This is a genomic window from Cyclonatronum proteinivorum (genome assembly GCF_003353065.1).
GTDB classification, from domain to species: domain Bacteria; phylum Bacteroidota; class Rhodothermia; order Balneolales; family Cyclonatronaceae; genus Cyclonatronum; species Cyclonatronum proteinivorum.
In genome coordinates this window covers 3887115-3910778 of record NZ_CP027806.1, presented here as the reverse complement: position 1 = coordinate 3910778, position 23664 = coordinate 3887115, and the positions used below count along the sequence as shown (strand labels likewise).

21 protein-coding genes are annotated in these 23664 nt (G+C 49.0%); 18 read left to right on the top strand and 3 right to left on the bottom strand.

The features are described 5' to 3' along the window. Positions 1-210 precede the first annotated feature (210 nt). Both dhaL and ptsP read left to right on the top strand, forming a co-directional pair. A complete protein-coding gene (gene dhaL, locus CYPRO_RS14950; protein ID WP_114985383.1) occupies positions 211-846 on the top strand; it encodes a dihydroxyacetone kinase subunit DhaL in 636 nt (211 codons plus the stop codon). Positions 847-1078: 232 nt separating this feature from the next. After that, positions 1079-3598, top strand: coding sequence for a phosphoenolpyruvate--protein phosphotransferase (ptsP, locus tag CYPRO_RS14945; RefSeq protein WP_114985382.1), 2520 nt, complete (start codon positions 1079-1081; stop codon positions 3596-3598). Between the two features lie 138 nt (positions 3599-3736). Here the strand turns inward: ptsP and CYPRO_RS14940 are convergent, their stop codons facing one another. Both CYPRO_RS14940 and CYPRO_RS14935 read right to left on the bottom strand, forming a co-directional pair. After that, a complete protein-coding gene (locus tag CYPRO_RS14940; protein WP_333472984.1) occupies positions 3737-4045 on the bottom strand; it encodes a type II toxin-antitoxin system RelE/ParE family toxin in 309 nt (102 codons plus the stop codon). Positions 4046-4065: 20 nt separating this feature from the next. Further along, positions 4066-4467 (bottom strand): hypothetical protein, encoded by a 402-nt coding sequence (locus tag CYPRO_RS14935; protein WP_114985381.1) that lies wholly within the window; start codon positions 4465-4467, stop codon positions 4066-4068. 828 nt (positions 4468-5295) lie between these two features. Here CYPRO_RS14935 and CYPRO_RS16890 point away from each other — a divergent pair. The 16 genes from CYPRO_RS16890 to CYPRO_RS14855 all read left to right on the top strand — a co-directional run bounded on the left by CYPRO_RS16890 (position 5296) and on the right by CYPRO_RS14855 (position 22849). After that, positions 5296-7059 carry a glycoside hydrolase family 13 protein gene (locus tag CYPRO_RS16890; RefSeq protein ID WP_114985380.1) on the top strand — a complete coding sequence of 588 codons (1764 nt, stop codon included), beginning with the start codon at positions 5296-5298 and terminating at the stop codon, positions 7057-7059. A 36-nt stretch (positions 7060-7095) separates the two neighbouring features. Then, positions 7096-8361, top strand: coding sequence for a BaiN/RdsA family NAD(P)/FAD-dependent oxidoreductase (locus CYPRO_RS14925; RefSeq protein WP_114985379.1), 1266 nt, complete (start codon positions 7096-7098; stop codon positions 8359-8361). A gap of 106 nt (positions 8362-8467) precedes the next feature. Further along, the gene (locus CYPRO_RS14920; RefSeq protein ID WP_114985826.1) at positions 8468-8761 is read left to right on the top strand and encodes a type II toxin-antitoxin system HigB family toxin; all 294 of its coding nucleotides are present in this window, start codon (positions 8468-8470) and stop codon (positions 8759-8761) included. Positions 8762-8776: 15 nt separating this feature from the next. Next, entirely contained in the window at positions 8777-9145 is a 369-nt protein-coding gene (locus CYPRO_RS14915; RefSeq protein ID WP_114985378.1) for a helix-turn-helix domain-containing protein, read from the top strand. Positions 9146-9421: 276 nt separating this feature from the next. Beyond that, entirely contained in the window at positions 9422-9679 is a 258-nt protein-coding gene (locus CYPRO_RS14910) for a hypothetical protein (RefSeq protein ID WP_114985377.1), read from the top strand. A gap of 164 nt (positions 9680-9843) precedes the next feature. Continuing rightward, on the top strand, positions 9844-10056 hold the full coding sequence (locus CYPRO_RS16795) for a hypothetical protein (protein WP_240644775.1): 213 nt from the start codon (positions 9844-9846) through the stop codon (positions 10054-10056). Positions 10057-10245: 189 nt separating this feature from the next. After that, positions 10246-12291, top strand: coding sequence for a glycoside hydrolase family 97 protein (locus tag CYPRO_RS14900; protein WP_240644774.1), 2046 nt, complete (start codon positions 10246-10248; stop codon positions 12289-12291). 418 nt (positions 12292-12709) lie between these two features. After that, positions 12710-13576: an orotidine-5'-phosphate decarboxylase gene (gene pyrF, locus CYPRO_RS14895; RefSeq protein ID WP_114985376.1), complete on the top strand. Its 867-nt coding sequence runs from the start codon at positions 12710-12712 to the stop codon at positions 13574-13576. Between the two features lie 311 nt (positions 13577-13887). Continuing rightward, positions 13888-14358 carry a ribonuclease HI gene (rnhA, locus tag CYPRO_RS14890; RefSeq protein WP_114985375.1) on the top strand — a complete coding sequence of 157 codons (471 nt, stop codon included), beginning with the start codon at positions 13888-13890 and terminating at the stop codon, positions 14356-14358. Between the two features lie 285 nt (positions 14359-14643). Then, a complete protein-coding gene (locus tag CYPRO_RS14885) occupies positions 14644-15372 on the top strand; it encodes a hypothetical protein (protein ID WP_114985374.1) in 729 nt (242 codons plus the stop codon). An 89-nt stretch (positions 15373-15461) separates the two neighbouring features. Next, a complete protein-coding gene (locus tag CYPRO_RS14880) occupies positions 15462-16520 on the top strand; it encodes a hypothetical protein (protein ID WP_124245639.1) in 1059 nt (352 codons plus the stop codon). A 2-nt stretch (positions 16521-16522) separates the two neighbouring features. Further along, a complete protein-coding gene (locus tag CYPRO_RS14875) occupies positions 16523-17452 on the top strand; it encodes a hypothetical protein (protein WP_124245638.1) in 930 nt (309 codons plus the stop codon). A 55-nt stretch (positions 17453-17507) separates the two neighbouring features. Further along, positions 17508-19493 (top strand): formylglycine-generating enzyme family protein, encoded by a 1986-nt coding sequence (locus CYPRO_RS14870; protein WP_114985371.1) that lies wholly within the window; start codon positions 17508-17510, stop codon positions 19491-19493. Then, positions 19490-19876 (top strand): bacillithiol system redox-active protein YtxJ, encoded by a 387-nt coding sequence (gene ytxJ / locus CYPRO_RS14865; protein WP_114985370.1) that lies wholly within the window; start codon positions 19490-19492, stop codon positions 19874-19876. Before CYPRO_RS14870 ends, ytxJ begins: the two co-directional genes overlap by 4 nt. Before the next feature lie 67 nt (positions 19877-19943). Beyond that, a complete protein-coding gene (locus CYPRO_RS14860) occupies positions 19944-21278 on the top strand; it encodes a R2-like ligand-binding oxidase (protein ID WP_240644773.1) in 1335 nt (444 codons plus the stop codon). Positions 21279-21463: 185 nt separating this feature from the next. Beyond that, positions 21464-22849 carry an LruC domain-containing protein gene (locus tag CYPRO_RS14855; RefSeq protein ID WP_114985369.1) on the top strand — a complete coding sequence of 462 codons (1386 nt, stop codon included), beginning with the start codon at positions 21464-21466 and terminating at the stop codon, positions 22847-22849. An 86-nt stretch (positions 22850-22935) separates the two neighbouring features. Here the strand turns inward: CYPRO_RS14855 and CYPRO_RS14850 are convergent, their stop codons facing one another. Continuing rightward, positions 22936-23613, bottom strand: coding sequence for a hypothetical protein (locus CYPRO_RS14850; protein ID WP_114985368.1), 678 nt, complete (start codon positions 23611-23613; stop codon positions 22936-22938). Between the last annotated feature and the right edge of the window lie 51 nt (positions 23614-23664).

Here is a 23664-nt window from a genome sequence, read left to right as displayed (position 1 = left end):
CTGAATGCTATTACTCCGGGTAAGAAGGCAACCGTACGGTTACAGCGGTATGGTTGCCTGTAACCGGCAGGCTTTATTACAGACCTCAAAGGCAGCAAACTGATTTGACTACATGGCTTGTAAGCAGGCAGCACTTATCCTGTGATTCTGAGCCAGGCTTCACGGGTCTGATTTCATCAGAAATTAAACACCATTCCTACTGTTTTCCTTATGCTTTCAAAAAAACAAATTGTTACATGGCTGACCCTTTGCCATGAAGTGCTTGAAGAGAATAAAACATGGCTGACCCAACTCGATACCGCAATCGGGGATGCTGATCACGGTAACAATATGCACCGCGGGTTCAAAAAAGTACATGCACAGCTCTCTGAATTAGCAGATAAGGATATAGGGGCGATATTCAAAGCCGTGGCAATGACCCTCATTTCCACGGTTGGTGGTGCTTCCGGTCCGTTGTACGGCACATTCTTTTTGCAGGCCGGTAACAAAATGGCAGGGAAGCAGGAGCTTTCTGAAACGGATGTGGCCGCCATGATGAGAGCCGGTCTCGACGGTGTGAAAATGCGTGGCAAGGCTCAGCCCGGTGACAAAACGATGGTTGATGTGCTGAGCCCGGTAACAGAAGCATTGGAGCAAAACATTAATGATGGCATGCCGGTCATTGAAGCGCTTGCTAAGGCGGTTGAAGTGGCGGAGCAGGGGGTGAAAGACACCATTCCGCTTGTTGCTAAAAAAGGACGGGCAAGTTATTTGGGAGAGCGCAGCAAAGGCCATCAGGATCCCGGAGCAACCTCCTCCAAACTCATCGTTGAGTGTCTTTACAAGGCAGCCCGCGCGGATTCATAATCCCTGTACTCAGGTAACAGCCTCACATTAAATGCCATTAATGATAGTTTTGCCCGCAACTATTTAACCAGTGAGTAATGCGGGCCGTACATTCCAAAAAAAGGATTGGCGGGATAGGACTTCAGTTTGCAATCAACCGGAATTGCGCGGATATCAGCAATACCTACAACTGGGGTGGACCCGGATACGCCGGTTCCCCCTTTGTTTTTTATGAACTTTAGGCAGGATAAATATGACCGGAATTGTCGCCGTTTCACATAGTGCTAAACTGGCTGAGAGTGTACTCGAGCTCGCAATGGAAATGGGAAGAGATCATCTTAAAGTGGCTTCGGCTGGCGGGGTCGATGACCCTGAGAATCCTATTGGCACCGATGCCATGAAGATTTTTGAAGCCATTGAAAAAGTATATTCCGATGACGGGGTTCTTGTTTTCATGGATATGGGAAGTGCCATCATGAGCACTGAGCTCGCTCTTGACTTTTTTGATGAAGAACGGCGGTCAAATATTCATCTTTGTGAAGCACCTTTTGTTGAAGGTATTGTAGCGGCTACAGCACTTGCGGCAACAGGAGCAGGAATTGAAGAAATTATAGAAGAAGCCCGGTTTTCGGTACGTGGCAAAGCAAGTCAGCTGGGTGTCGATTATGCAGCCATCTATGGCGGTGGCAGTACCGGAGCGGACGCTGAAAGCGGCGATAAAGCGATAGGGAAAGAATTTACGCTCAAAAACACCATGGGACTTCACGCGCGGCCCGCAGCACGGCTCGTCGCAGCTATTGCACAGGCCGGAGCGAACGTACGGGTAAGGAACCTCAGCAAGGGCAGCGCTTATGTGTCAGGACGCAGCATGAACAGCTTGTTGTCCCTGAATGCACAGCAGCATGACGTCGTGGAGCTTCTGTTTCCGGAAAGCGGCAGCGAAGCGCTGATGGCTGAAATCGCGGAAATGTTTCAGTCCAATTTCGGTGAATCTACAGCGCCCGCACCAAGGCGCAGGCCTTCCCTTGAGAAAGAAGCCGGGACAAATCTGCCTGAAAACGGCTTGCTCACCGGCCTGCCCATTTCCCCCGGCTATGCGGTTGGTCCGGTTGTGAAGCGCACCATGAGCCTGCCTGATGTTGAAGAACAAAACGCCGACGACCCGCAGGCCGAGCAGCAACTTCTTGAAGACGCGCTGGAAAAAGCAGCTGAAGAAATCGAAACCATCAAGCGGCAAAGTATCGCGGAAATCGGAGAAGAAGACGCCGCAATATTCGACGCCCAAATCCTTCTTCTTCGCGATCCGGAACTGTTGAGCGGGGTTGAAGAGCGGATTATACAGGGAAAAACAGCAGCAAGTGCCTGGCGGAGCGGACTCAATGATGTGGTGAGTCTTTATCAGAACATCGGCGAGAATACCTTACTCTCAACCCGCATGATCGATCTGATTGATGTAGGTATTCGGGTGCTCGAAAACATTACCGGTATCCGGTATTCGGCTGCAACGCCGGATCAGCCCAGCATTTTGTGCATGAACGACATCAGCCCTTCAGACGCAGCTTCCCTGGAACCGGACAAGGTGCTGGCAATCTGTTGCGAAAGCGGCAGCGACGTTTCACACAGCGCGATTATAGCGCGGTCGTTGGGCATTCCGACTATTTTCAACATCGGCAAAATCATGCATAAAATTCCGGAAGGAGAAATGGCAGCAGTTAATGCCGAAACGGGTGAGCTGTTTGTTAATCCGGATCAGGCGGTACTTGCCCGGATTGCGACCGAGCGCGAACGCTGGCTTGAAGTGAAGCAAAAGGCGCACCTCTCCCGCAAGGAAAAAGGGCAAACCGGCTGCGGTACGCGCCTTCGGGTACTTGCCAATGTGGGCAATGAGCACGAAATCAATCAGGTGCTTGATTTGGGTGCCGAAGGCGTCGGTTTATTCCGGACCGAATTCCTGTTCATGGAGCGCACAAAAGTGCCCGATGAACAGGAGCAGTTTGAAGCCTACAAACTGGCAGCGAAAGCGCTTGGCAAAAAGCGACCGCTTACCATCCGAACCCTTGATGTGGGTGGCGACAAGCCCGTGCCTTACCTCCACATCGAAGGGGAAGAAAACCCGTTTCTGGGTCGCCGCGGTATCCGGTACTGCCTCGATGAGCGCGATCTGTTCAAAACGCAGCTTCGGGCGATACTCAGGGCCTCAGCCTATGGACACATTGAAATCATGTTCCCGATGATTGCCAATATCGGTGAGCTGGAAGCCGCGTTTCAGCTGCTGGATGAAGCAGCTGCCGAACTCGACGCCCAAAATCAGAAGTACGACAAAGACCTGAAAAAAGGCATCATGGTGGAAGTCCCCGCAGCCGTCGAAAACCTGAAGGAGATTCTGCCTTTGGTCGATTTTGTGAGCATAGGCACCAACGATCTGTCGCAGTACGTGATGGCCGCTGACCGCACCAATGCTGCCGTTTCCGGCCTTGCGAGCTACTATCAGCCGGCGGTGCTGCGGGTGATTGAGCGGGTTATCCGCATGGCCAACGAATCCGGAACCGACGTTTCCATGTGCGGCGAAATGGCCCGCGATACGCTGGTATCACCGCTTCTCGTGGCCTGGGGCCTGCGCAAATACAGCATGAGCGCAGCCGGCATCCCTGAGTTCAAATATATGGCCCGCAAAATCCATCAGGAAAGGTTCGCTGACCTTTCCGGCGCCATTGCAGGCTGCACCAGCCCCGACGAAGTCCGTGAAACCCTGCGCCGCTTTGCTGCAAGCTGAAAGCAGGATTAATGATTTGTTTTTGCGCCTGGATGTAATCGAGCCAAGACCGATGGGAGAGTGGGTAATTAACCTTTTGCTTCAGAGTCATTTCCCGAAATGTGGGGCTTTTTTTAAGACATCAAAAAGTTCTCAATCTCAACTTTCACACCCGGGAAGTTGAGCTACAATCTTCTCAATTTCTTTCTCTGAAATGGTCACTTTGTCTGACTTATCATAAACACTCGTCAAAAAAACCGAAGAGTCAGTAATCTTTACAAACGTAATTACCCTCGCCCCTGCAGATTTTCCTTTTCCTTTCGAAGTGATTGCCATTCTGATTTTATAAAAGCCGTTCCCAATCGAAATTCCGGTTTCAGGGTTAGCGGTCAGTGATTCTATCAGCCGGGAAAAGGTCTTTTTTGAAAGAGGGATATATCTTTGATAGTTTTTTAGCCTGTTTGTCAAAAATCGGGATGGTGAAAACATCAAAGTTCATCAAGCAGCTCCGATGCCGGTCTTGCTTTAAGTTCTCCTTTCATAACCATTTCAAGCTCTTTGATTGCCTGATGGAGTTCTTCTGAAATACCATCTGTAGCAGCATCCGTGAAGTCAGCATGATCTGGTAACCCGTAGTCTTTTTTTAGTCTTCTCCATTCAGCGATGGGTATGAACACACCTTTGGTTTCGCCTTTTTTATTTTTGATGATCTGTGCCTGCATAAAAGGAGTGTGGTTTCGAAGGGTTAAGAAAAGCTTTTGCTTAAAGGTTATTGAGTCAAGATAGGAATTCGGCATCAAAATAATGAAGCGCACCTGAATTACACATACATCAATTTTTTTAGGGTGAACCCCGTGCACATCACTGTTTTTCGTGCTGGTTCCGGACATCCCAAATCGGCGGAGAATCCCTTGCTTTTTGGGTGCGTAAAGACCTGGTCTTGATTCAGGGTCTGATTCCGGCCTTCGTTGGGCGATCACACGGGTGCGCCCCTACGATTACGGGACATGTTACCGGGCCCGATGCCATCTTGTTCATATTGTGAATCCTGCAAATCCTGTTCAAAAAATGGGACGGGAAGGCCAGTCGTGGTTCCGAGGTTGATTCCGGCCTTCGTCGGGCGACCACAAGGGTGCGCCCCTACGAATATGGGACATGTTCAGGGCCCGATGCCATCTTGTTTATACTGTGAATCTTATACATGAGCCTACTCCGAAAAGACCACTTTTAGGGTTTTCACCCCTCTAAATTTGCAATAGAGGCCACTTTTTCCAATAAAATTGACTTTTCGGAGCGAGCTCATACATTCTGTTCAAAAATGGGACTGATTGGTTTTGCACGGAGCGCCGGCATCACAAAAAGCAAGGCGTTTTCCGTTGATTTGGGGTGTCAGGAACCAGCACGAAAAACAGTGATGTGCACGGAGTTTCCCCAAAAAAAAGAGATCAGAATTACCCGGAATGCCGGGATTACGGTTTGAGCGTTGTCTCATTTTTGTGTTTTCAGATGTTGGTATAACCCGAATTTCTTCAACTAAGACAGGTCATGGGTGTTCTTCTTTTTGTATTGCTGCTTTGGCTGCTCTTCGATTGCTGATGGCCTTCCTCAGGCTGCAGGTGAGTCGTTAGTTCGCTCAAAATGCCGCGCGGTTTGCTGGCAGGGGCATTTCTTGCTACCTTAGGCGCAAATTATAAACCTGAAGATTAAACAACATTTTTATGAGCGAAGCACGCAGCGGTTTTGTGCCGGAATGGGCGAAGGGCATTGTTTGGTATCAGATTTTCCCGGAGCGTTTTTGGCGCGGACTGGAACACAACGACCCAACTCTTCACGATCAGCGGAATGCCTGGCCGCATAATCTGGATGCGCCGTATCAGACGCACCCCTGGAACAGCGACTGGTATGCGCGGCAGCCTTACGAGCAGGGCAACGGCATGAATCTCTCCGACACGCTGCAGCGGCGGCGCTACGGTGGCGACCTTCAGGGCGTGCTCGACCGGCTTGACTATCTGCAGGATCTGGGCGTGGAAGCGATCTATTTCAATCCGCTGTTCGAAGCCCCTTCGAGCCACAAATACGACGGTGCGACCTATCATCATATTGATCCCAATTTTGGTCCTGATCCCGATGGCGACCGGGCACTCATCGCGACCGAAACCCCGCATGATCCCAAAACCTGGGTGTGGACTTCCGCTGATAAACTTTTCCTGCGTCTGATCGAGGAACTGCACGCCCGCGGCATGCGGCTGATTATAGACGGGGTGTTCAATCACATGGGCCTCAACAGCTGGGTTTACAATGATCTGGTAGAGAAACAGCGGGATTCCGCTTTTAGCGATTGGATGAAGGTTAAAAAGTGGGCCGACGAAACCGAGGATGGCAGTACGCAGATCAAAACGTGGTGGGGCTTTAAAGAGCTGCCGGAGATCATGCAGAACCGTGCGGGCATCACTGCAGGGCCGCGGCAGTACATTTTCGATATCACCCGCCGGTGGATGGACCCGCTCGGCAACGGCGACCTGAGCAAGGGCGTGGATGGCTGGCGCCTTGACGTAGCCTTTTGCGTGAAGCATCCTTTCTGGAAAAAATGGCGGAAGCACGTGCGCAGCATCAACCCTGAGGCCTATTTACTCGCTGAGGTCATCGACGCCCCTGAAAAGCAGGTGCCATATCTCAAAGGGGATGAATTTGACGCCGTCATGAACTACAATTTTGCGTTTGCACTGTCCGAATACTTCATCAAAGACGGCAACGATGCCCTGCCATCGGAGCTCGACACCAAACTCCGCGTGCTTCGCGAAGCCTATCCGCACGAGGTCACACATGTGATGCACAACCTACTCGGCAGTCACGACACCGACCGTGTGGCCTCGCGTATTGTCAACTCAAATCTGTTCACGATGCGGAACTGGAGCGAATACTATGAGCGGGCCAAAAAGGTGAATCCGGATTACAAAACCGGTCGCCCTAACGATACTGCCCGCCTCATCCAAAAACTCATGGTCGTATTTCAGATGACTTACATCGGCTCGCCCGGCATTTACTATGGGGACGAAGCCGGGATGTGGGGGCCAAACGACCCTTGCAACCGCAAGCCAATGGTGTGGCCCGAATTGAAATATGATGTCGAAGCGGTATTCCCGAACGAGCCGGGCCGTGCAGCTGAAAGCTATGGTTTCGATCACAACCTGCACAACCTGCACAAACGCCTGATCGCGCTCCGCAAGGCTTACCCGGAGCTCGCCAAGGGCGAATACCGCACTTTCGTGACCGATGATGCATATCAGGTGTTTGGTTTTGAGCGCTACCTCGGCGGTGAAATCACACTTGTGATGTTCAACACAGGGCCGAAAATGTATGAAAGCCGTCATGCGGGCTATGGGAATGCCGAACTTCTTTTTTCACTGAATGCCCGAATGCTCGAGGGCGGCATTTGTTCCATGCACCCGGGCAGTGCCGTTATTCTCAAAAAGAGAGGGTAGGGGGATGGCATCCCAAACCCAAAACGGACTGTTCCTGTGAGTAAACGCTTACTTGTGTGCGGTGCCGGTGCTGCCGGTCTGACCGCTGCCATTTTTGCCGCTGAGCAGGGTGCTGAGGTCCTGGTACTTGAACGCACCAAACAGGCGGGCAAGAAAATCCTGATGAGCGGCGGTACCCGCTGCAACGTGCTCCCGGTGAAGGCGACGCTGGCTGATTATCACACAGCCTCATCCCCGAACATCCTCAAAAAGATTTTCAAAACCTGGTCGGTTTCCGCCTGCAAGCGCTGGTTCACCGATGAACTCAGGCTGCGGCTTGCCTGCGAAGAGGAATCGAACAAGTGGTTTCCGGTGAGCAATTCGGCCAAGGAAGTCCGCGACTTGCTGCTGACGCGAGCGCTTGATGCGGGTGTCAAAGTAAGATATGAGAGCGCGGTTGAAGGTATCACGCCCCTGGACACGGGCTGGCAGGTGAAGCTGACTACGGGGGAGGTTTTTTCGGGGGATGCCGTCATCATAGCCACCGGTGGGCTTTCAGTGCCTACGATCGGCACCGACGGGATGGGACACCGTTTCCTGAAACCACACGGCCATCTCACGGGTCCGGTCTATCCGGCACTGACCCCATTGCTCGGTACCAATGCCGCGCACAAGGCCCTGAGCGGACTCAGCCTGAATGTGCGTATGCGCGTAATGCACGGCGACAAATGCCTGTTTGAGGCCAACCGCACCGGTTTCCTGTTTACGCACCGCGGCTACAGCGGACCGGCCGTGCTGGATGTCTCTCATTTTTATCGGGAAGAATTTGCAAAGAAATCAGAGCTGAGTCGCGAGAACCTGCGATATGAAGTCAGCTGGGATGACGCCGATCATGAAACCTGGCGGACCCGCCTTGAGGGCAAAGGCGGGGTGACGGTAAACGGGGTGCTGCGTCAGTATCTTCCGAACCGGCTCACCGAAGTGCTGTGTGCGGAAGCTGCAACAGACAGCCGCCAAAACCCAGGCGAGCGCAAAGCCGCAGAGCTGAGCCGGGAAGAGCGCAAGCGTTTGCTGAAGCTCCTCACGGCCTGCGAGTTACCCGTAAACGGCGACGAAGGCTACCGCAAAGCTGAAGTCACAGGCGGCGGCGTACCGTTGGAGGAAATCAATCCCGCAACCATGGAAAGCCGGCTGCATCCCGGACTGTATCTGTGCGGGGAAATCATGGATGTATTCGGACGCATCGGCGGTTTCAATTTCTACTGGGCCTGGGTGAGCGGTCGGCTTGCGGGGATGAAGGCGGCAGAAGGGCGTGCGGATTGACATAGCATTTGCGAAACTTAGTATGTGGTGCGAATGAGATAATTTTTAGCCAAAAAGAAACCACTAAGAGTTGTTCCATAAATTGGAACTCGTTATCTTTATATTCATGAGAATTATTGCCCGAAAAACTCTACGCGACTTTTGGATAATTCATCCTGACAGTGAATCCGCTTTAAAAGCATGGTTTTTTGAAGCGGAGCGATCAAAGTGGTCGTCACCGCATATCATCAAAAAGAAATATCCGAGTGCCAGCATTCTACCGGATAATCGCGTTGTGTTCAATATTAAAGGCAATAAGTACCGATTGATTGTAAAGATCAACTATGATTACGGTCAGGTTTTTATTCGATTCGTCGGTACACATGCTGAATATGAAAAAATCGATGCATCTAAAATCTAAGTTAAGTTTTCAATTATGAGCATTCGTCCCATACTTACTGAAGCAGACTACCAAAAAACCCTCGCACGCATTGAAGCGATTTTCGATGCGCGTCCCGGCACTCCTGAAGGAGATGAACTGGAAGTGCTTGGACTCCTTGTGGAAGCCTGGGAGCAAAAGCATTTCCCTATTGAAAAGCCAGGTCCGGTTGAAGCTATTGCTTTTCGCATGGAACAGCTCGGTATGCAGCAGTCAGACCTCGCCAAATTGCTGGGTTCCCGCTCGCGGGCGAGTGAAATCCTCAACGGGAAAAGACCTTTATCGCTGCGCTACATCAGGGTACTCCACAAAAAACTTGGAATACCCGCGGAAATTCTGATTCAGGAAATGGAGGCGGTTGGCTGAACGATAGCACGACGATTTTTTGGGATGAATGATGATTTGGGGGCGTATAAACAAGGAGCTTCTCTTTTGTCGAGGCCTACTGAGTCCGCACAAGAAACGCTGATGTGATACTGGGCTTCATCCATAAAAAAGCGGGCAGACGTAGCAAAAGGATTGGAGTTTGGGGTAGGTTTTATGCTTTGGAAAAGCTCCGAGGAATAGGGTAAAGGTATCATTGTGGGATATCCCACTTAGGCTTATTTTGCATCATATTCAGTTAAACTAAGTTCACATGCAATGACACAGGAAATCAAAGAATATGACGCCCGTCTTGATTCCAAAAAGAGAATCACGCTTCGCGGAGCAAAAAACACGTATTACCGCGTGCGCGAGCATAAAGATGGTACCATAGAACTAAGTCCGCGTGTACTCGTGCACCCTGACGAGATTTCGGAAAAAACAGTATCTATGTTAGACCAATCTGTTGCCAACCTGAAAGCGGGAAACGTATCACGTGCTGTGGATTTGGATGAATTAGACGAGCTTCTGGGCTAAATGCCGGCGTATGTCATTCGAATGGGTGTTCCCGAAATGGAAAGTTTTTGGGATGATTTGCTTGAGAAGCGAAAGTCCGACTCGCTCAGTGCGGACGAAAGGGAGCTGTTTAAATTTTTGGAAAAGCCATTGGGAATTTGAGTTTAAATCCTAAACATCCCGGTTTGAATACGCATGAAATCAAGCCTTTAAGCAAGAAATATGATCTCAGGATTTGGCAATCATACATGGATCAGGGCAAGACGGCACGCAGATTTTACTGGACTTATGGACCCAATCGAATGGAGATTACCATTTTAGGGATTGAGCCTCACCCTGAGGATAAAAAATCCGGCGCATACACACGCATAAAATTATCAGATTTGCCGGAGCGGTAATTGGCATATTAATTCAAGCGCTGAACAAGCTATTGGACAGAGTGAATATTAGTGCTTTTGAAGGGTCCAATTACGGGAAAGCGCAACTTTAAAACATAATCCGTATATTCAAATACTATTAATTTTGCGGTACAATCAACAGCCTGACCGCTCTGCGCCCCTCAACCATGAACCCGAATACCGAAACAGATGATACCTTTTCTGATGATGTGCTTAGTAGCCGCCCTGTCCTTCAGTTTTACCCAGCGCGCGGATGCACAGCCGCTGCAGCTTGCCTCTCCTGAGCATGTGCTCGAAGTGAGCTTCACCCTTGAAGACGGGGTGCCGAAATACAGCCTCAGCCGACTTGGGCAGACGCTGATTTTACCTTCGAAGCTGGGCTTCAAACTGGCCGGTGCGCCTGATTTCGACACCAACTTTGAACTCTTGGGTCATCAGAGCAGCACTTTCGATGAAACCTGGGAGCAGGTGTGGGGCGAGAAACGCTTCATCCGGAATCACTACAACGAACTGCGGGTGCAGTTACAGCAGCGGGATGCCCTCGCGAGGCGCATTGACGTCGTTTTCAGGGTGTATGATGATGGCTTTGGATTTCGCTACGAATTCCCGGAGCAGCCGAACCTGTCTGAAATTCTGATCGATGATGAGCTGACCGAGTTCACGCTTACCGGCAATCACGAAAGCTGGTGGATTGGCGCCTATCAGTGGAACCGGTTTGAGTACCTCACCGAAAATACACCGCTGGCTGCCGTTGATACCGTGCACACGCCGCTTACGATGCGTACCGCGGATGATATTTACCTCAGTTTTCACGAAGCGGCGCTCACCAATTACAGCAGCATGACGCTCGAGCGCGTTGCGGATTTCACCCTAAAGGCGAACCTTATGCCGTGGGCCGATGGCATTCGGGTGCGTACGCAGGCGCCCGCGGTCACGCCCTGGCGCACCCTACAGGTAGCCGACCGCCCCGGCGATCTGATCACCTCCTACCTCATCCTGAACCTCAACGAACCGAACCAAATCGAGGACACAAGCTGGATTGAGCCGGCCAAGTACGTCGGCATCTGGTGGGAAATGCACCTCGATAAATCAACCTGGGAACCGGGGCCGCGGCATGGGGCAACGACCGAAAACGCGAAGCGCTACATCGACTTTGCCGCCGAACACGGCTTTGATCACGTGCTGGTAGAGGGCTGGAATCCCGGCTGGGAAGGCGACTGGTTCGCAGACGGCGTGGTCTTCGATTTTACGCGGCCCTATGATGTTTTTGATCTCGAAGGCGTGGCCGCTTATGCGCTGGAACGGGGCGTGCGGCTGATGGGGCATCACGAAACATCCGCAAGCGTGGAGCACTACGAAGCGCAGATGGAAGAAGCGTTTGCCCTGTATGAGCGCCTCGGCGTGCGCGCGGTGAAAACCGGCTACGTCGGGCACGGTCAGGAAATTTTCTGGACCGACGCCGATGGCAACCGCAATTATGAATGGCATCACGGACAGCACATGGTGGAGCATCATCAAACGGTTGTGGAGCTGGCGGCGCAGCATCAGATTTCGCTGAATGTGCACGAAGGCGTGAAGGACACCGGCCTGCGTCGCACCTGGCCCAACCTGATGACCCGCGAAGTGGCCCGGGGTCAGGAGTACAACGCTTGGGGCGAAAACGGCGGCAACCCGCCCAATCACGTGCTCATGCTGCCCTTCACCCGAAACCTCGCGGGTCCGTTCGACTACACTCCCGGGGTAGTTGACCTTCTCTTCGAAGAATGGCGCCCCGATAACCGCGTGCCGCACACGCTCGCAAAAGAGCTGGCACTTTACGTGGTGATTTACAGTCCGCTGCAAATGGCAGCCGATCTGCCCCAAAACTACGAAAACGCCCCGCTGCCGCTGCAGTTCATCAAGGATGTACCGGCTGACTGGTACGATACCCTTGTGCCGGATGGCAGCATCGGAAACTTCATCACCGTAGTGCGCAAGGACCGCAACAGCGATGAATGGTTCCTGGGCAGCATCACCAACGAGCAGGGAAGACTGCTCGAAACGCCGCTCTCCTTCCTCGATGAAGGGCGCCGCTACCGGGCCGAAATCTACCGCGATGCCACCGACGCGCACTGGGAGCACAACCCCTACGCACTCGAATATGTCGAAATGGAAGTCAGCAGCACAACGATACTGCCGCTGCGACTTGCTGCTGGCGGAGGCATGGCCGTTCGTTTCGTGCCACTGGATGAATAGCATGCACAGCGTTATTTGGGGATAACCTTTTTCTGTACCGGACTTTTCCCGTTTTTAAAGCTTGATGCCATAAACGGGAAAAGTCCGAAGCGTTCATTTTACATCCGTTTTTCTTTTAGTCATTATATTCAGATAAGCCTATCTGTCATTCAAAGTTTCCTGAAAAGACAGCGCTAAGTTGCACCCTACAATGCACCTGTGAGGTGAATCGCGGACCAAGCTGGCGTGTCATAATTTAAAGGCGTTTTTGTTTTCAGTTTATTTTGAAAGCAAACTGATATCTGTCGGTATACTGCTTTTTTTTAACTATATTTATCCCCATGGTAAGTTTTCAAACATTGTATTCAGTTGTATAAATAAGGACTAGAATGGAGGGCGGTTTTTGTTCATGCCCCAAATTAACGATAGAGAACTGTAGATGAATTTTCGTGATAAAATGCGTATCGCAGTCGGTTCTGCTGATACAAGTCTGCTTATCGGACTGGATCCGGACTATGATAAATTACCCGCAATTATAAGGAGAAAAGCGTCCTCGAAAGCAGACGCTGTAACTACTTTTTGCCGGGAAATCATTGAACACACCATTCCGTACTGCGCGGGCTTTAAACTAAACCTGGCTTTTTTTGAAGCCCTGGGAGACGAAGGGCTGGATGTATTTGGTCAGGTATGCAGCGCTATACCTTATGATAAATTACTGATCGCGGATGCCAAGCGTGGCGACATTGGCAATACTACAAAGAAATATGCCGCAGCTTACCTGAAGGCATTCAGGGCTGATGCCATAACCCTAAACCCGCTAATGGGTATTGAAACGCTGCTGCCGTTCCTTAAAGACAGCCGCCGCGCCGTCTTTGCCCTCGCGCTTACAAGCAATGCAGGCGCGAATGATTTCCTGATGCAAAAGCTGGATAAGGGGCACACATTAGCCGAGGAGATAGCTGTTCGCCTGCATGAACTCAGCCGCCATGATCTTGCCCTTGGTACGCTTGGAATGGTTGTAGGTGCAACGCAGACAGAGCGACTCGCGTCTGTTCTCGATAAATTTCCTCAGGCGCCTTTGCTTATACCGGGTTTCGGAGCGCAAGGAGGAGATATTGAAGCCTTTGTAAATCTCTTAGCAGATCGGGAGCACCCTGCTTTTCCGGTTGTTGGCCGTTCCATTATCTATGAGTTCTCTGATGAAGATGAGTACAAATGGTATAAAACAGTCATTCTTGCGACCAAACACTACCGGAAGATGTTCCAGCCCCTGATGAGAAATATGAATGCTTTTTATCAGGCTTAGCCCGCCTCATTATACCGAAAATCTGTTGCTTGCAAGCTCAGGCTAAAAGATCGTTAGATGAGATATCTTAATCATCACGCGCGGATTTTTAGCGTGGGGATTACTATGCTGTTTCGTATGCAGGCCTGGTTTTGGTGTGTGCTGTGCTATAACTTAAGTCCAAAGCAATCAATTGACCGCAACCTGATAACCCGGTTTTAGTGATTTCTACGACTTAAGTTGGAAATAGGCCGTGATGGTATTAGCTTTGTCAGGATGAATAATAGACGGACCGAAGCTGACATACCATTAATCTAAGCTCAATATTTTTAATGCCTGTGACCCGAAAAGGAAGCGAATCGCCTGTTTCTGAAGTCGTCATTTTTACTGACGGTGCATGCAGTGGCAATCCTGGTCCCGGAGGTTGGGGGGCAATCCTGAGCTGGAAGGGTAAAGAAAAGGAGCTGAGTGGCGGTGAGCGAAATACAACGAACAACAGGATGGAAATGCAGGCTGTGATTGAAGCCCTAAACGCCCTGAAACGCCCCTGCAAAGTGCAGATTAACAGCGACAGCGCACTTATTATCAACGCGTTTGAAAAGGGATGGATTTACGGCTGGCAAAAGCGGGGCTGGCTGAAAGCGGATAAGAAACCTGTTGAGAATAAGGATTTGTGGCAGGAGATGATACAGGCTATGAAGCCGCATCAGGTTCGGTGGGTTAAGGTTAAAGGCCATTCAGGCATCCCGCTGAATGAGCGGGCGGATCAGCTGGCTGTAAAAGCAGCTGAGAAATATAAATAGAGCGTAATAAATACTTTAGCGTTGGGGAAAGGCTATAGCTACTTGCTTTTTAGCAGGTTTAGCTACAATAGTAAGCTGTTATTCAGAATTTTACAGCCTGATAGTTAGTAATTTGCAGAGGAAAATATTAGTTTAATTTAATCTCCGTAGGTAGCCAAAATAAAGGCAAAACTGTCTTGCAAAGTTGTTGATTCTAATAGGACTCAGAGTTGTATATTCCGATTGTTTTGGACTACAATTTGATTAGGTTTTCGATAAAATAATGTACTTAAAGTTATTAAAGCATTGAATTTAGAAGATAAGTACCGCCCGGACCACGTCCCGATTTATTATTTGGTTCGCAGAATTAAGTGGGATCAGTTTTTTGTAGGCGTCTTTGGCGCTTTTGCTATTTTTGGAGTGTTGATGAAACTTTGGCAACCTCCTTTTTGGGGCTTGCTTACTGCAGAGCAAGGGGATCTTCTGTTTCAGATATTCATGCCCATTGGTTTTCTTGGTGAGTGTATTGTATTCATAATTATGGGGTTTGTTAAAGGGGAAGACTATGAAGAAATTCACCCTGATAAAGCCGATTTGGAACTTGTAAAATCAGCCGCTCCTGCTTTTGCAGGGGCTAATAATGTTGTAAGCCCGAGTCTGGACTTTGGGGAAGACTACACGGATAAGCTAAAGCAACAGGTACAGCAGCAGCTGGAGCAAAAGCTTGATCACCGCCTCGATCAAATGGTTGAAGTAATCGCCCAGCAGGCGGCGGTAACAAGTAAATACAACCAGCAGATGAATGATCTTCAGCAGCAATTTTTAGCGTTGGGGGTGCAGGTAGCAAAGTTTGGTCAATCCATCGAAAGTTATGAGAAAAACATGGGTTCACTCGTGAAAATGCAGCAGATGGATTTGTCTTCACGGGTCGAAATGCTTGACCAAAACCTGAAACAGGCTACTGAAAGTATCGCGCAGCTTGACAAAAATGTGAAGCAGGCTTCCCAAAAATTTGATCAGTTTAACCGCAGCTAAACTATATGCCAGCACCAAGCGGAAGTAATATTATGCGATTGCGGTTATATTTTATGACCGCTATATATTTGCCAATACTGCTCTATGCGATGTCAACATACCAGCTTGAATCAGGTGCATTGGTGATTGACCGGGATGATATCAGTCCTGTTGCGATACCCGAAAGCAGATTGCTTTTTGCCGGTGATGAGTTTTCGGCCGATATATTCTTTCAACCGCTTGATTCGGGGATTAACGGGAATGCACTCAACACACTTGCAAACCCTGGTGTTGAAATTATTGAAGGTCCTGAAGGGCTTGTATATGATGCAGGAGCGCGAAAATTCCGATTTGATACCTCTCAATTATTTGAAGGGGTTTCACCGGAAATAAATGAAGTAGAGGTGAGTTTCAGAGCAAATATCTTCATAGAGTCCATTGTTGATAATGAAGTTGAAGCCCGTGAAGTCGAGCGCACATTTGTAGTTCGCAGGCCTACGGTAAATATTTTCTCAAATACGCCGCAGCGTTTGGTAAGTAATGCTGAAAACGACCTCAGTTTTCTGATTGAAGGTGTTTCTGCATCAGAAATTGAATTAAGAGAGTCTTCCCGGGGGCTCAGGGTTCAGGGAAACCGCATAAGATGGTCTCCTGCTGGTTCAGAAACTAATATTTCTGTTTACCGGCTTTCTGAATCAGGTGAACCCCGTCTAATTGATGTAAGAAACTTTGAAGTAGTCCCCCCTCCTCCGCCAAGGGTTTTTATGCGCCGGCATCTGACAGAAGAAATTCTAAGCCCTGGGGATGTTGTGAATATTAATGACGATCAGATCGAAATTGTCGTTCAGCCGGATCCGGCTTTCCTGCAGGACTATCCAAATGATGCGCGTTACGCGCTCGATATCATGCGCATCAGCTCCTATCAGCAAGGGCGTCCGCCGCAAACTATAACTGTAAATGCAGCCGATTTGCCCCGGGACAACAGACGTAACCAGGCGACACGACAGTTTATCTACGGCCCCTTCCGGCTCTCTCAGCTCGACAGCAGCATAAGAGGTAATGAAGTTCGATTTGAAATTCAGGGAGTAAACCGAATAAACTTTGAAGGGGTCACGGAGCCGGTGCCAAATAACCAATTTCAGGATTTATTTTCACTAAACACCCGATGAACATGCGTTCCGTTTTCCTGACTGTATTCTTTCTGCTTTTGTTAAGTATGTCGGTCCGGGCACAAGACCTCATTCCACCAGTCTCATCCTCATGGGAATCCACGGCGCGAATTACCGGATTAATTGAGCCTCATGATCCTTTTCTTAGATTTACAACTTCAAGAGAAAATGAGGATCTCATCCGCTTAAGCGGAAATAATCAACGTTTTTGGCACGCATTACGCGACTCTTTAAATGATGCCATCAGAGGTGGCTTTGTGCAGGCGTACAGCGTGCAGCCCAGTATGAGAGCTGGCATGGAGCGAATATTTGTTAAAGATCAGCCATTAGGCTATGATGAGCTTATTGCACAGCTTGACACGCAGTTGGAGGTCGTTTCCAGGCTCAGAACCGGTGAGGTTATTTTTTTACCTGCCCGGGGCGATGTATTCAATTTGAGAAATTTTGTTGATGACAATGACAGCTATTTCGCAAATTTCAGTGCCATTGGCATGTTTGAATTTGAATTCCGAGTTCGAATTGATGAAAATGGTTTAAATGTTAAACCAGGGCAGCTTATTCTTGGTAGTGCTCTGTATCCAGGGCGCTTCACGTTTGACAGCAATCCCGACGATTATTTCAGCGATCTGGAAAACGGTCTTGGCTTTTTGCTCGATTTCAGTGACCATTCAACCATGGAGTTCTTTTTTTCACGCGGGGTGGGCCGCTCTTTTGTTGATGAAAGCAACTCCTTTTACGATCTGATGATGTCATTCAGGTATCCCCATCATTTTTATAGTATAGATGGTATCGAACTTGCCCGGGCAGTAGATCCGCCATTTGAATATGAGCTGGATTTTATTCGTGAAGAAGTGCGGACACAGCTGTTCTCAATCATGATGCAGTTTACCTATGGGGAAATTCCTAACCTTCTCAGAAACGCCCGACCTTAAGGCGATAATTAAAAATTCCTGACGACCAGAGACGCTTATTCCTAATAAATTATTTATGAAACTTGTTACTGTTCTTTTTTTTGTGGTCTTCATAGCCGCAACTTCTTCAAATGAAAGTTTCGCTCAGTCAGAGCCTGACTTGCGGGATCAGCAGGAATCTGTTCAGTCACGTTTCTCACTCCTCCGAAATGTTGATCTGAATTTAGAAGTCGGAACGTCCAGTTTCATCGGGAACTACCGCAATTTTGCAAATGTGTTTAATCCGTTGCCACTACCGATCAACGGATACAGCCTTCGGTTAACTCTGCAACGGCCTGTTTATAATTTTTGGGGCATAACAGCACAGGCCCGTTTCGGCCTTTCGGTCTTGAGTTACTCCTCAGATTTACAGCGCTCTGCTATTCGATGGGATTATGATATAGCAGAATTAGGGCTGATTCCGGGAAATATAAAGAACACGGCTATTGGTCCTGAAATCGGTCTTTCATTAAGGATCCCCGTGTACGGAACCATAGCTGTAAGTCCTGAAGCCTCTTTTGCCTATCAGTACCACAACCCCAGAACAGATTATCTTCTAAATGAGAGCGGACAGGCTATCGTACCGGGTTCAGGTTTTCGTAATGAATGGACACAGGATTTCCCGCTCAGAAGAACGGAGGGAGGAAAAGCAATTGATGAAGTGATCCCGGAAATGATCCCTTCTTACTCCCTGGGTGGCAGTCTTGAAGCCATGATATTAGGCACGGAGTTTTTTGCAACGTACAGGTATAATATTTTTCTCAATAACTACTTTGATGGCATTGATCAGCTTATAGAAAAGCCGGATGCAAATCACTCTGTTGTAATCGCTTTGGGTATTCGAATACCGCTTTCGAGAGGTGTACGTGAGCAGCGGCTCGGACGCGATCTTAATTCCCAGTTCAGGTATATCCGTGAAAACATGGATAGCGCGAATGAAGCACAACGCGAAGCCTTTTTTGACGCATTTGGAGATATTGCTATTGACCGCAATACGCTGGGGCTTAAACGAAATGATCTGGCTGCGCGGGTGACATTCACGGATGTTGCATTGGGAAATACTTCCTACGTTAAAAGCTTTTCACGAATTCCGGGCTCAACCTTTGTTTTGGGGCACATGGACGAAGATCCCTTTCAGATTCAAAACTATGGCCGTATCCGCGTTTTTGTACCGGATTTCAAACTTAGCAGGACCACCGTAACCAACAAAGAGTACAAGTTGTTTCTCGCTGCTATGGGGCTTGATTTCCCTGATGCAGCTTATTATGCCTCGTACATAACAGAAGACGGGCAATCTTTCGACGATATTACCGGTGAGCTGGAATTCACTCCCGATCAGCTGCCCGAAGGCGTTTCTATAGATGGTCCTGAATTTCTTTTTCCTGTTGAAGATTCGTGGAAAGAGCAAAACCTGCAAACCATTCTCCGATTTGAAGATTATTTTTATAATCAGCGTTACGATAACCATCCCGTTGTTGCAGTAAACTGGTATCAGGCTATGATGTTCGCTGAATGGGCTGGTTTCCGGCTGCCCTCCGAGTCAGAGTGGGAGTACTCGGCTAAATCGGGGGTAGGCGGACGCGTATTCCCGTGGGATGGCTATACGGTTCAGGACCGGCAGGGGAATTTCCTTGCCAATTACATGCAGGAACCCGGTGTCTACAACCTTGACGGGTATACCCTCATGGCTCCGGTTAATGCTTTTGATCCTAATGATTTTGGCCTTTATAACATGGCCGGAAATGTTTCCGAATGGGTGCTTGATGCGTATTCCAACTCCTATCAGATTCTGAACCGGGAGCAGCGGTACACCAGCTCGCTCTATTTCAAACTGGATGAGCCCCGTAAAATTCACCGGGGAGGCAGCTGGGCTTCATCCCGATTCTTTATCGGATCAGGTGTGCGTAACTTTGGCCTTGGTCATCAGGCGTCACCACGTATTGGTTTTCGTGTAGCCGTAAGCTCTGGAATTGGGGAAGACGGTGAAAGTATTCTTGACATGCTGGACCGGGAGTTCGAATGAGTTTCTTAGACATATTCAAATCGTCAGGCGGTCCGTCCATTTCAGATAAGTGGGCCCGTTTTGAAAACAAGGATCAGGCGGAGCCGATATTTGATTCGAATGCACGCCCGGCTTTGATTTATAAGCACAGTTTTGCCTGCAGCGTCTGCACCTATTCCCTTTTGAGCCTTGAACGGAATATGGAACAAATTATGGAAAAGGCGGATGTCTATTTTATTGACGTAAGAGCTGAAAGACCACTCTCGAATTATGTTGCAGAAAAATCGGGTGTGCAGCATCAGTCCCCACAGGCTATTGTTTTGTATAAAGGTCAGGCTTTTTGGCATGGCTCGCACGGAGCGGTGAGGGGCGAAGCGGTAATGGAAGCGCTCGATGAGCTCTGATTGAGCTGGAAACAGGAGCTTTGCTCCGTTTTTTTTATTACGAAGCACAAATATCAGCGGAATGGGTATGACTAAAAAAGACGCGCTATTTTCAGATTCATGGATGAGTTCCTGGATGCGTACGATTAACGCAAGTGAAGCATACAGGGAAGCTGGCAAAAAATGGAAAGATGCTATCGTCCTTAGATTCGATGACGGGCTCAATGCGGACGGGAAAAAACATACAGGCTTCTTCCTCGACCTTGAAAACGGTAGCTGTAAGCAGCTGCGCTATGCAGGTGAAGCAGATCTTCAATCCGCTCCCTACATACTTACTGCGCCCTACCATATTTGGGAAAAACTCATAAGAGATAACAAAGACCCGCTGTTTATGATCATGAGCGGGGTAATACGGGTTGAAAAAGGAAGCATGCTCACCCTTGGCTTGCAGCGGAATGCGGCCAAAGCCCTCCTTTCTGCAGCCGCTGAGGCAGTTGCCAAACCAGATACACCGTATTCAGCTGAGGCATCTCAGGCACAGGATCCTTCAAAAACAGGCCTCAGCCACCGTAAAACGGAAAAGTCAGACGGAAGAAGCAGCTATTCAACCACAAGCAGGGGACTTGATTTTGAAAGTATCCCCATGCAGCTTTTTCAGAAGGCGAAACAACTTGGGGTATGGAACCCCGCTGACATTGATTTCAGCAAGGATCGGGCGCAGTGGGTAACATTTACAGATACTGAAAAAGATCTCATTTTCAGGCTTACGGCCATGTTTATGGGCGGCGAAGAGGCGGTTACCCTCGATCTGCTCCCCCTCATCCAAACGCTTGCGAGAGAAGGTCGCATTGAAGAAGAACTGTTTCTAACAAGCTTTTTGTGGGAGGAAGCCAAGCACACCGAGTTTTTTGCACTCTTTCTCCGCGATGTGATCGGGAAACCTTTTGATATGGAACATTATCACGGCCCGGCGTATCGCAGGCTTTTTCACGGTGAACTCGAAACAGCCCTGCAGCGTCTGCATAAGGACGACAGCCCCAAAGCACAGCTTTTCGCTTCGCTTACCTATAATATGATAGTGGAGGGCACGCTGGCAGAAACGGGCTACGAAGCATATCACCGGATGCTGACTGAACAGGATATGCTGCCGGGCCTGCGTGAAGGCATCGGGTTACTGAAACGGGATGAATCCCGGCATATCGCGTTCGGGCTGTATCTGATAGACAGACTTCTGCGGGAAAACCCTGAACTGCGTGATGCCTTCGAAACCGAGGCCGGACGCTTAGCCGGTTTGGTAATTGATGTCGTAGATGAAATCTTTGCGCCGTATCAAACCATGCCATTTAAGCTCGAAAAAGCATGGTTTGTCGATTTTGCGTTAAATCAGTTTAAAAAGCGAATGAAGAAGCTTTTTGATGCTTAAGTTGACTTTTAAAGCACCAAAATATTCATGTAAGCTTAATTTTTTTACATAAAAAATTACTTTTGGCAAGATCATTCATCGATAAATAAGGGGTGTTCATCGAAAATATAGAATATCTAATGTCAATAATAGATATTATGAAACCGTACAATCACGTACGACTTTACACCTAAATATAGTTTATCATGAAAAAAATTACCTACATAGTGCTGGCGATGTTGGCGGGTGCAGGTCTCGTTGCCTGTAACACAAGCCTTAGTCCTTCGGGGGAAGAAGATGTCAGGGGTATTAATGTACCTTATAACTTTGATTTTTCAACCACTGGTTCTGTTAATTTCACTGTCAAAGCTGCCTCGCAGAATGCAGCGGATATGAACCGCGGACGTATCAGCGTCTTTGATGCCCATCCTGATCAGGGTGGCAGAAGGCTCGCAACCTATTTCCTCAATGATAGCGGTGAGCTTGCGATAGAGCACAGTTTGCCTACTCACCTTAAATCTGTTTTCATTCTTCCGGATCACCCCGCTGCAGAACCTGTTCAGATTCAGGTCAGAAACGGCGTGGTTCAGTATGAATACAACCTCCCGCAAGTTGCAGGCCGCGGTCTTGACGCGGGTAATGCCGGTATTGCTGCCGGTCTGATGGATGACCCTGCCGGAACTGTACGTAATGTTTTTCCTGCGGAAGATGCTTTCGGAACCATTATGTTTGAAGACCTTTGGCCTTCCTTCGGGGATTACGACATGAATGATCTTGTAATCGGTTATCAGTTCTCCGAGTTGACCAATGAGGAAAATAATATTCTCTCCATTGATATGATCTTCCAAATTCGTGCAACCGGTACTGCTGTTAAAGCGGGATTTGGAATTCAGTTTGATGATTTGTTCCCTGACGATATAGAAGAAGTTGTAGGAACCCGCCTGAATGCCGGTTCATTTATTGTGCTAAACCCCAACGGAACAGAAGCCGAACAGAGCCGCGCTGTTGTGATCGCTTTCGATGACGCCAATCAGAATTTCCCGAGAATGGGAAATGTATTCGCAGGAAGTACGGAAAGAACTCCTGATGAAGTGGCACTAACAGTTACCTTTGAAAATCCGGTTAGCCGCGAAGTTTTGGGCAATGCACCTTATAATCCGTTTGCGTTCTTCCACGGAACAAAAAATGTAATCGTAGATGGAGATACAACCGCTGTTCCTTATGGCGGTCGCGGACAGGAAGTCCATCTGCCGGATCACGTTCCAACCGACCTGGTTTTTGATGAACTTTTTGGACAGTATGAGGATAACTCGCTTGCCGGAATGTTCTACAAAAGCACCAATGTCGCACGTGTAGGCGACAACATGAACTTTGCCATTAGTGTGCCGGAGCTCATTCCGCATGCGATTCAGAAAGCCCGTTTTGCAAGTGCAATAGATGGTGAAGAGCACGCTTACCTGCGATTTGCTCGCTGGGCCGAAACCGACGGAGTTGAAAATGCTGACTGGTATCTTGATATACCCGAATACCGCGATCTTGATGTCCTGTTCGGCACAGCTGTTCCGGAACCAGAACCTGAGCCGGAAGATTAATCCTCTGAAACCAGGCAGATATTAATAAATAGTTAGCCCGTCCATACCTTAAAAAAGCTGTCCGGCACCATGCCGGGCAGCTTTTTTTATTGGAACTCAGCCATCTGAAAAGCAATGGCTTCCCTGAGGCGCTCATGCTCAATTTCATTGCGGAATCCATGCGCAGCGAAATGCTTCAGTCCATGCACCTCATAGGTCGCAAGCACAATCGGAATCAGCTCGGTAAACAGGCCAAACGTATGGCGGATGGTTGCAATGCGTGTAAAGCCGGTGTCATCCGAAACGCTGCTTAAAATCGCCTGATCAAGGGTTTCGATGATGCGCTGCATGTTGTAGATAAAGGCGATGTCGTCGGCGGTCTCCACATCAAAATGGGCGAGAATACCGGAATTGAGCAGCATGTGGAATGTTGAAGAGCGGAGCAGAGGTGGCATCGCACCCCGAAAATCTTCAATCTGATAGCCGTAGGACGTCATCGGGTTGAAATCCGGGTCGTTCGCTATGCGCGCTTCGATGTTGCGTAATATCAGATCGTAATAGCTGTAGAGCATAGCCATCCGCGGGTGATTGTAATTCAGCTCGGAAGCAACCCGGTATTTGGCCTCCTCCACCTGCGCCTGATGCTGACGGTTCTCCCGCCATTCATTTACCCAAAAGCCGAGCATCACCGCGACAATAATGGTGCTCATCTCGAGCAGCAGCAACAGCCAAAAAGAACGCGGCCTGGATTTACCGCCCTTACCGGTTTCGTACGTGCCTATCATACACCCGCCTGATTGGTTAAAGGTTTGGAATGCAGTGTGCTTCCAAAAATG

Excerpts from the sequence above, each read along its gene's own strand:
- dhaL (WP_114985383.1), top strand. The coding sequence starts at position 211 with ATGCTTTCAAAAAAACAAATTGTTACATGGCTGACCCTTTGCCATGAA.
- ptsP (WP_114985382.1), top strand. The coding sequence starts at position 1,079 with ATGACCGGAATTGTCGCCGTTTCACATAGTGCTAAACTGGCTGAGAGT.
- CYPRO_RS14935 (WP_114985381.1), bottom strand. The coding sequence starts at position 4,467 with ATGTCCGGAACCAGCACGAAAAACAGTGATGTGCACGGGGTTCACCCT.
- CYPRO_RS16890 (WP_114985380.1), top strand. The coding sequence starts at position 5,296 with ATGAGCGAAGCACGCAGCGGTTTTGTGCCGGAATGGGCGAAGGGCATT.
- CYPRO_RS14920 (WP_114985826.1), top strand. The coding sequence starts at position 8,468 with ATGAGAATTATTGCCCGAAAAACTCTACGCGACTTTTGGATAATTCAT.
- CYPRO_RS14915 (WP_114985378.1), top strand. The coding sequence starts at position 8,777 with ATGAGCATTCGTCCCATACTTACTGAAGCAGACTACCAAAAAACCCTC.
- CYPRO_RS14910 (WP_114985377.1), top strand. The coding sequence starts at position 9,422 with ATGACACAGGAAATCAAAGAATATGACGCCCGTCTTGATTCCAAAAAG.
- CYPRO_RS14900 (WP_240644774.1), top strand. The coding sequence starts at position 10,246 with ATGATACCTTTTCTGATGATGTGCTTAGTAGCCGCCCTGTCCTTCAGT.
- pyrF (WP_114985376.1), top strand. The coding sequence starts at position 12,710 with ATGAATTTTCGTGATAAAATGCGTATCGCAGTCGGTTCTGCTGATACA.
- rnhA (WP_114985375.1), top strand. The coding sequence starts at position 13,888 with ATGCCTGTGACCCGAAAAGGAAGCGAATCGCCTGTTTCTGAAGTCGTC.
- CYPRO_RS14880 (WP_124245639.1), top strand. The coding sequence starts at position 15,462 with ATGTCAACATACCAGCTTGAATCAGGTGCATTGGTGATTGACCGGGAT.
- CYPRO_RS14875 (WP_124245638.1), top strand. The coding sequence starts at position 16,523 with ATGCGTTCCGTTTTCCTGACTGTATTCTTTCTGCTTTTGTTAAGTATG.
- CYPRO_RS14870 (WP_114985371.1), top strand. The coding sequence starts at position 17,508 with ATGAAACTTGTTACTGTTCTTTTTTTTGTGGTCTTCATAGCCGCAACT.
- ytxJ (WP_114985370.1), top strand. The coding sequence starts at position 19,490 with ATGAGTTTCTTAGACATATTCAAATCGTCAGGCGGTCCGTCCATTTCA.
- CYPRO_RS14860 (WP_240644773.1), top strand. The coding sequence starts at position 19,944 with ATGACTAAAAAAGACGCGCTATTTTCAGATTCATGGATGAGTTCCTGG.
- CYPRO_RS14855 (WP_114985369.1), top strand. The coding sequence starts at position 21,464 with ATGAAAAAAATTACCTACATAGTGCTGGCGATGTTGGCGGGTGCAGGT.
- CYPRO_RS14850 (WP_114985368.1), bottom strand. The coding sequence starts at position 23,613 with ATGATAGGCACGTACGAAACCGGTAAGGGCGGTAAATCCAGGCCGCGT.